This is a genomic window from Rhodobaculum claviforme (assembly GCF_016653255.1).
GTDB classification, from domain to species: Bacteria; Pseudomonadota; Alphaproteobacteria; order Rhodobacterales; family Rhodobacteraceae; genus Rhodobaculum; species Rhodobaculum claviforme.
Map to the genome: position 1 here is coordinate 1 of NZ_NHSD01000180.1, position 8,483 is coordinate 8,483.

Consider the following 8,483-nt stretch of genomic DNA (forward strand, 5'->3'; position numbering starts at 1 on the left):
ACGGGGGCGGGGGGCATGCGGGCGATCGCCCCCCTGACGGAGCCGCGGCGGACCTGCACGCAGCGATCGCCGGGCTGGAGGCCGACCTCGCGGCGCTCACCGCCGCGCGCGAGGCCGAGGCCGAGGCGCTGGCGCAGCTCCGCGCCGAGCGTGAGGCACTGTCGACCCGCATCGACGAGTTCCGGCAGGCCGAGACCGCCGCCCTCGTACGGCTGGCCGATCTGCAGGAGGAACAGGCCCGCACCGAGGCGCAGATCGCGGCCAGCCTGGCCACCGCCCCCGATCCCGCGGCACTGGAGGCCGCACGGGCCGAGATGGCCGCGCTGGAAGCCGACATCGCGCAGTTGCAACAGACCGCGCAGGCGCTTCGGCCCGACATCGATGCCCTGCGCGCCGAGGCCGAGGACGCCCGCGCGCGCCAGGTGCGGGACCTCGATCAGGCGCACGCGGCGCAGGCGACCCTTGCGGCGCTGGCGCAGGACACGGCGGCGGCGCGCGCCACGCTGGACGGGCTGCGCACCGAGGCCGCCGATCTGGCGGCCCAGGCGCAGGACCTCGCACAGGTGGTGGCGCAGCGCGCCGGGGTGCAGGCCGACCTGGAGGACCTGACGGCACGGCGCGACACCGCAGACCGCGCGCTGCGCAGGGCCGAGGCAAGGCACGACGCGCTGCTGGCCGAGATGGAGACCCTGCGCGCCGCCATAGCCGAGGGCGAGGCGGCCGGCGCGGCGATGGCGCGGCGCGAGGCACAGCAGGCCGAGCAGGAGGCCACGCTCGCGGCCCTTCAGGCCCGGATCGCGGACGAGGACACCCGCCTGGCGGACCTGCGCACCCGGCGCGCGGACCTGGAGGCGCAGGTCGCAACCCTGCGGACCACGCTGTCGACGCTACAGGACAGCGTCACCACGATCCGGGCCGAGCAGGCCGCCGGGCTGACGGATCTGCGCGCCGAAATGTCCGAGGCGCTGGCCGCGCTGTCGGAGGCCAGCCGCGAGGCCGCCGCCCGGCGCGCGGCGACGGCAGAGATGGTGACGCAGGCCGAGGCGCTGACCGGACAGATCGCCGCGGCGCAGGACGATCTGGCGGAGCTGGAGCACCGGCGGACGGCGCTGGCGGCCGAGGTCGCGCAGCTGGAGCGGGACCGCGCGGGCCTGCACCCCCCGGTCGCCGGGCGGCGGCCGGACCCGCAGGCCGCAGCCGGGACGGCCGCCGCGCCCACCCCGCGCCCCCCGGCGGTCGTGGCCGAGGCGCTGCGCGCCGCGCCGGGGCTGCCGGCAGAGGACACCGACGCGCTGCGACGGCTGACGGCGGCGCTGATCGGCGGCGCCTGCGTGACCGATGCGCTGCGCGACAGTATCGGGACGATCAATCGCCAGACGCTGGTTGCGCTGGTCAGGGTTCTTGGACCGTGTTGAGGGGCTGTTGCCATGGCACGACACTGCATGACGAGGGGGCGGCGCGGCGCGCTTGCGGGGGCCTGCATGGCGCTGCTGGGCATGGCGGGGCTGGCGGCACCGCTGGGCGCGCAGACGCTGGAGCGCAACATCCTGACCGGGGGTCCCACCGGCACCTACATCCAGATGGGGCGCGACATCGCCGACGCCGCGGCGTCGTGCGGGATCACGCTGAACGTGCGCGAAAGCGCGGGATCGCTGGAGAATTTCCTGGGCGTGCGGATGCGTCCGCAGACCCAGTTCGGCATCGTGCAATCGGATGTGCTGGAGTACCTCGACACCTTCGCCGCCGAGGAGTCCGATCTGGCCCGCGCCGTCGCCGGCGTGCGCATCGCCTTCCCCCTCCATGACGAGGAGGTCCACGTCCTTGCCCGGCGCGACATCGGATCGCTGCGGGATCTGGCCGACCGGCGGGTGTCGATCGGGGTCGAGGACAGCGGCACCTTCCTGACGGCGTCGCTGGTGCTCGACCTTGCGCAGGTGGTGCCGGGCACGCGCGTGCTGGAGAGCGCCGACACCTCGTTGCAACTTCTGCTGGACGACCGGATCGACGCGTTCTTCTATGTCGCAGGGGCGCCGGCCGCGATCTTCGGGTCGCCCCGGATCGACCCCGCGCGGTTTCACCTGCTGCCGATCACCGACCCCACGCTGCAGGCGGTCTATCGGCCGACGTCGATTGCGGCGGGGACCTATCCGTTCCAGGCCGACGCGGTGGATGTGGTGGCGGTCAAGGCGGTGCTGATGACCTATGAATTCAACCCCCGGCGCAACGCCTATCACCGGGAAAGCTGCCGGGCGGTGGCCGATATCGCGCAGGTCATCAGCACCCGGTTCCAGGCGTTGCAGGAGAGCGGCCATCCCAAGTGGCGACAGGTCGATCTGTCGGATCTTCCGCCGGGCTGGGACGTGGCCGGCTGCGTGCTGGCCGGGCTGACCCCCGGGCGCGCGCTGCGCTGCGACGATCCCGGCGCGCCGACCTCGGCCACCGTCCCACCCGGAACCGCCGAGAGCGAGGCCAACCGCGCCTATCGCCGCCGCATCTGCGAGGCCGTGGGCTGCTGACGCAGCACCCCGGGCCGTTCGCGTCGGGCCGATCCCCATGGCCGCCTGCATGGCCGCCAGCGTGGCCGCCTGCATGACCGTCCGGGGCGCCACCATGCGGACCGGCGCCGCCCGGCACCTGTGCCCCGCCGCCCGCACCGGGCAAGGCGCCCGGGCCGCGGCCCCCGATGATCCCGGGCGTGCAGCGACAGCGCGGACGGCGCCGCAGGGTGGAACGGGGCGCGTGACGGGTTGCAACGGCGACGCGGGGGGTGTCATCTGGCACCGGAACGGATCGGAACAGGGCCCCGATGACCCCGGAGTTTGCGCAGCGCATGGCGGGGGTCCGGCCCTCGGCGATCGGAGAGTTGCTCGCCCTCGGGGCGGAGCCGTCGATCATCTCGTTCGGCGGCGGCTATCCCGATGCGGCGCTGTTTCCCACCGACCGGCTGGAGGCGGTCTTTCGCGACGCCATCCGGACGCCCGGCGGGGCGGCATTGCAGTACGCGCCCTCGGACGGGCTGCCGCGGCTGCGCATGCAGATCGCCGCGCTGATGACCGCGGACGGCACGCCCTGCACCGGCGACGATGTGCTGATCCTGCAGGGGGCGCAGCAGGGCCTCGACCTCGCGGCGCGGATGCTGGTCGATCCGGGCGACGTGATCGTGACCGAAGACCCGACCTTTCTGGGCGCGCTGATCGCGTTCGAGGCCAGCCAGCCCGCGTATGCCGTCGTACCGATGGACGCCGAAGGGATGCAGACCGACCGGCTGGCCGAGGTGCTGGCACGGACGCCGCGCGCGCGGATGATCTACACCGTGCCGGACTTCCAGAACCCGACCGGGGTGACGCTGTCGCTGGCGCGCCGCCACGCGCTGATCGCGCTGGCCAACCGCCACGACCTGATCGTGCTGGAGGACACCCCCTATCGTCACATCCGGTTTTCGGGCGCCCCCCTGCCGACACTGAAGTCGCTCGATACCGAAGGGCGCGTCATCCACCTCGGCAGCCTGTCCAAGGTGCTGGTGCCGGCGCTGCGCATCGGCTGGGCGGTGGCGGCCCCGGCGCTGCTGGCGCGGATGGGGCTGCTGAAGGTCGCGGCGGATACCCAGACATCGACCCTGAACATGACCGCCGCCAGCCTGTTTCTGGACCGCCACGACCTGATGAGCCATGTGGCAGGCCTGCGCGCCGCCTATGCCCGCAAGCGCGACGCCATGCTGGTGGCCATCCGTCGGCATTTCCCGCAGGACATCCACGTCACCGAGCCCGAGGGCGGGCTGTTCACCTGGGCCACCTTTGCGCCGGGCTTCGACGCCACCGCCTTCATGCGCGACGTGGCCCTGCCGCAGGCGCGCGTGGCCTATGTGCCGGGTGCGAGCTTCTTTCCCCAGAGCCCGCGGCCCAACCACGCGCGGTTCAACTTCTCCGCCCGGTCCGAGGCCGACATCCACACCGGGATCGCGGCCCTCGGGCGGGCCCTGCACGCCCACCGGTTCCCCTGAGCGAAAGGTCGCCATGCCTGTCACCCTGCACACCCCGCCGCCCGCGACACCGCCCCTCGCGGCGGCCGAGATCGCCCGCTGGGCGCCGATCCCGGTCTCGATCGCGGTGGACCTGGGCCGCGACGCGGGCCAGATCGACCCCGCGATCCGGCCGCTGCGCCCCGCAGGCCGGCAGCCGCGGTTGTTCGGACAGGCGCTGACGGTGCGGTGCGAACCGCCGGACTTCGGCGCGGTTCTGCATGCGCTCGATGTGATCGCGGCGGGACAGGTGCTGGTGATCGACGCCGCCGGCCACCGCGACACGGCGATGATCGGCGATATCCTGTCGGGCCACCTGCGCGCGCGCGGTGTGGCGGGGCTGGTGTGCGACGGCGCGGTGCGGGACACCGGGACCCTCGGGGGGTGGGACGACTTTGCGGTGTTCGCGCGGTGGATCACCCCGCGCGGCCCGGTCGGCACGGATCGCGGCGTGATCAACGGGCCGGTTGTGGTGGGCGGCTGCGCGGTGGCGCCGGGCGATCTGGTGATCGGCGACGACGACGGCGTGGTTGCGCTGTCGCCCGCGGTCGTGCGGGGCCGCATCCATGACGCCGAAGCCAAGCTCGCGCGCGAGGCCGGCTGGATCGCCGCGCTCGCCGCGGGCGCCACCGCGGCCGAGGTCTTTGGCGTGGCGCCCCCGACCCCCGACCGCTGACCACCGCCCGCTGACCACTGACCCCCGGCCAGCGCTGGTCGTCACGGCCGCCGCGCGCCCGGGCGGTGACGGCGCTTGACCGGACGGGGCGCAGGGGTCAGCCTGCACCCGTCCGGAGGTCCGCCATGCAGCACTTCTCGCTTCTTGATCTGTCACCCATCCCGGAGGGTCGGACGGCCGCCGACGCGCTGGCCGCGACCGCCGATCTGGCCCGCGCCGCCGAGGGGTTCGGCTATCACCGCTACTGGCTGGCCGAGCATCACAACATGCCCGGCATCGCCAGCGCCGCCACGGCGGTCGTGATCGGCCATGTCGCGGCCGCCACGCGCACCATGCGCATCGGCGCGGGGGGCATCATGCTGCCCAACCACGCGCCGCTTATGGTAGCCGAGCAATTCGGCACGCTGGCCACGCTTTACCCCGGGCGCATCGATCTGGGGCTGGGGCGCGCACCCGGCACCGACATGGCCACGGCGCGCGCGCTGCGCCGCCGGATGACGCCCGCAGACAGCTTTCCCGCGGATGTGCAGGAGATGATCGGCTACCTCGACGACACCACCGACACGGGCCCGGTGCGCGCCATCCCCGGGTCGGGCACCCATGTGCCGGTGTGGATCCTCGGCTCCAGCCTGTATGGCGCGCAGCTGGCGGCGCATCTGGGGCTGCCCTATGCCTTTGCCGCGCACTTTGCACCGGCCCTGCTGGAGCAGGCGCTGGAGGTCTATCGCCGTGGCTTTCGCCCCTCGGAGCGGCTGCACCGGCCGCATGTGATGATCGCCATCGGGGTGTGCGCGGCCGACACCGATGACGAGGCGGCGTATCTGCGGTCGTCTCAACTGCTGGCCTTTGCGCGGCTGCGCGCCGGGCGGCCCGGCAAGCTGCCGCCTCCGACCGACGATCCGGGCCGGGAGATCCCCGCCCCCGTGATGGCCCAGGTCACACAGGCGCTGGCGTGCTCGGCCACGGGGTCGGCCGCGACGGTGCGCGCCCGCCTCGGGGCCATCACGCAGGCCGTGCGACCGGACGAGGTGATGGTGACCGGGATGATTTACGACCACGCCGCGCGCCTGCGCTCCTTCGAGATCGCGGCCGAGGTGCTGGGCGACCTGTGCCGGGACCCCATCGCCGCCTGAGCGCCAATCCGGCGCCATGCTCCCAGCCGCCGCCCCCCGCGGCTGGCCCCCGGGATGCCAGCCGCCGGGACCGATCCGCCGGGTCCGGTCCGCTGCCGTGGCGCCCTTCGGGGCGGATCCTGCGGGCCATGCCGGCCCTGCGCGGCCCTAGGCCGATGGGTCAGAGATCGCGGAAGCGCATCGCCTGGCGCGGGGTCCAGCGGACGCTCAGGTGGTGGCCGTCCTCATCCTCGCGCTCGGCCTCGACCACGCCCGCCGCATGCAGCCAGGCGCGCCTGCGGCCCTCGGCAAAGGGCACATGCAGTTCGGCGCGCAGGCGCTCCTCGCCCAGCGCCTCGGCGATGCGGTCGGAGAACGCCTGAAGCCCCGTCCCCGTCAGCGCGGACGCCACCGCCACATCCCCGCGCCGCGCCGCCTGCACCTCCAGAGCCGCGCGCGCGTCATCGTCCAGCAGGTCGGCCTTGTTCCACAGCTCCACCACCGGCACCGCGTCGGTCACGCCCAGGCTGGCCAGGATCGTGCGCACATCCTCGGCCTGGGCCTCGGTCTCGGGGTGGGCGATGTCGCGCACATGCACGATGACGTCGGCCTCCAGCACCTCCTCCAGGGTGGCGCGGAAGGCCGCCACCAACTGCGGCGGCAGGTCCGAGATGAAGCCCACCGTGTCCGACAGGATCGCATCCCCCCCGCCCGGCAGCCGCACCACCCGCATGGTCGGGTCCAGCGTGGCGAACAGCATGTCCTTGGCCAGCACCTCGGCCCCGGTCAGGCGGTTGAACAGCGTGGACTTGCCCGCGTTGGTGTAGCCCACCAGCGCCACCACCGGATAGGGCACGCGCGCGCGCGCCGCGCGGTGAAGCGCGCGGGTGCGGGTGACCTTTTCGAGCTGCCTGCGCAGGCCCAGGATCTGGGTGTCCAGCGCGCGACGGTCGGCCTCGATCTGCGTCTCGCCGGGACCGCCGACGAATCCAAGGCCGCCGCGCTGCCGCTCCAGGTGGGTCCAGGCGCGCACCAGCCGCGTGCGCTGGTAGCTGAGCGCCGCAAGCTCCACCTGCAGCACCCCCTCACGGGTGCGGGCGCGGTCGGCAAAGATCTCCAGGATCAGGCCGGTACGGTCCAGAAGCTTGACCTTCCAGTCGCGTTCCAGGTTGCGCTGCTGCACGGGCGTGACGGGGCCGTCGATCAGGACCAGCTCGACCTCGGCCTCCTCCATGCGCAAGCGCAGCTCCTCCAGCTTGCCCTTGCCGAACAACCGGCCCGGCTGCGCCTTGGGCAGGCCCACCACCTCGGCGCCGACGACATCAAGACCGGGCAGCGCGGCCGCGAGCGCCACCGCCTCCTCCAGCGCGGGACCGGCCGGGCGGCGGTGGGGGTTGGAGCGGATGTCGGGATGAAGGACCATGGCGCGGGTGCGCCGCCGCCCGCCGGCGCCGTCCAGTTCATCGACCTCGATCATGGCCGGGACCCCCGGCAGAGATCAGGCCTCGGATTCATAGAGGCTGATCGGCTGGCCGGGCATGATGGTCGAGATGGCGTGCTTGTAGACAAGCTGGCTCTGGCCATCGCGGCGCAGCAGCACGCAGAAGTTGTCGAACCAGGTGATTACCCCCTGCAACTTCACCCCGTTGATGAGGAACACCGTCACAGGGGTCTTGTTCTTGCGGACATGGTTAAGGAATACATCTTGCAGGTTCTGTTTGTCCGATGCCATCGACACACGCCTCGTTTGCTTTCTTATTTCCGGTCCCCACAGGGCGCGTAAGATCGCCCGGCGGATGCGCCGTCCTCCCTGTGCCGGACCGACTATGGTGTGGGCAGGGCGAAGTTTCCAGTCCGAATTCGGTACGCCCCGGGACGCGCATGGGGGGATTGCGTGGATGGCGGTGTCAACGCCGCCAGCTTTCGGGCACCAGCAGCGCCACGATCGCCAGCAGCTCCAGCCGCCCCAGCACCATCACAACGCCCAGGATCGCGCGCGGCCCGGTGCCCAGCCCGGCCCATTCGAAATCCGCAGCCCCCGCCGTGATCGCCAGCGGCCCCGTCGTCGACAGCGCCGAGATCGTCAGCAGCAGCGCCGGCTCGAACCGCAGCCCCGCCAGCGCCAGCGCCGCGATGCCCGCGCACAGCGACAGCACGAACAGCATGAACGCCACCCACGCGAGATAGGCCCCGTCGCTGCGCAGATGCCGCGCGCGCGCGCCGCCACCCGCCACCAACGCGGGGTCCAGCAGCCGCTCCACCTCGTGGCGGCCCTGGCGATAGAGCGCGAGCACCCGCAGCAGCTTGATCCCCCCGGCGGTGGTGGCCACCCCGCCGCCGATCATCGCCAGCCCCGCCAGCAGCAGCGCGGGCGGCCCGAGGCCGGACCACTCGAACGCCTCCGCCCAGTCGGCCGAGACATAGCCGGCGGTGCTCAGGAACGAGCCCAGCGTGAACAGCCGCGCCCAGAAGGCGCGCAGCGCGGTGCGCAGCCCCTCGGCCTCGCCCTCGCCCACCGCCGCCAGCCAGTGCCGCGCCGTCAGCACCAGCGCCAGCGCCAGCACGACGAAGACCGCGATGCGCAATTCCTCGTCGCGGTGAAAGGCGCGCGCGCGGTCCGGCAGCACCGCGCCCGGCAGCGCGCGGCGGGTCACGGCGAACACCAGGAACACCAGGA

Annotated in this window: 8 protein-coding genes; 5 read left to right on the forward strand and 3 right to left on the reverse strand. The window is 73.2% G+C overall.

Features of this window, described 5'->3' with window-relative positions; genetic code table 11:
• From CCR87_RS05950 to CCR87_RS05970, 5 genes are all read left to right on the forward strand, one after another.
• A partial coding sequence (locus tag CCR87_RS05950) for a coiled-coil domain-containing protein (RefSeq protein WP_201156642.1) occupies positions 1-1,415 on the forward strand: 1,415 nt, incomplete at its 5' end.
• A gap of 12 nt (positions 1,416-1,427) precedes the next feature.
• Entirely contained in the window at positions 1,428-2,516 is a 1,089-nt protein-coding gene (locus CCR87_RS05955; protein WP_242511883.1) for a TAXI family TRAP transporter solute-binding subunit, read from the forward strand.
• A gap of 290 nt (positions 2,517-2,806) precedes the next feature.
• Positions 2,807-4,000 (forward strand): aminotransferase-like domain-containing protein, encoded by a 1,194-nt coding sequence (locus tag CCR87_RS05960; RefSeq protein ID WP_201156643.1) that lies wholly within the window; start codon positions 2,807-2,809, stop codon positions 3,998-4,000.
• A gap of 13 nt (positions 4,001-4,013) precedes the next feature.
• Positions 4,014-4,694: an RraA family protein gene (locus CCR87_RS05965; RefSeq protein ID WP_201156644.1), complete on the forward strand. Its 681-nt coding sequence runs from the start codon at positions 4,014-4,016 to the stop codon at positions 4,692-4,694.
• 125 nt (positions 4,695-4,819) lie between these two features.
• Entirely contained in the window at positions 4,820-5,827 is a 1,008-nt protein-coding gene (locus CCR87_RS05970; protein WP_201156645.1) for an LLM class flavin-dependent oxidoreductase, read from the forward strand.
• A 160-nt stretch (positions 5,828-5,987) separates the two neighbouring features.
• Here the strand turns inward: CCR87_RS05970 and hflX are convergent, their stop codons facing one another.
• From hflX to CCR87_RS05985, 3 genes are all read right to left on the reverse strand, one after another.
• Positions 5,988-7,283: a GTPase HflX gene (gene hflX / locus CCR87_RS05975; RefSeq protein ID WP_201156646.1), complete on the reverse strand. Its 1,296-nt coding sequence runs from the start codon at positions 7,281-7,283 to the stop codon at positions 5,988-5,990.
• A gap of 21 nt (positions 7,284-7,304) precedes the next feature.
• Positions 7,305-7,538 (reverse strand): RNA chaperone Hfq, encoded by a 234-nt coding sequence (gene hfq / locus CCR87_RS05980; RefSeq protein ID WP_201156647.1) that lies wholly within the window; start codon positions 7,536-7,538, stop codon positions 7,305-7,307.
• Between the two features lie 175 nt (positions 7,539-7,713).
• Positions 7,714-8,483: potassium transporter TrkG (locus tag CCR87_RS05985; protein ID WP_274609751.1), on the reverse strand; the 770-nt coding region annotated here is incomplete at its 5' end.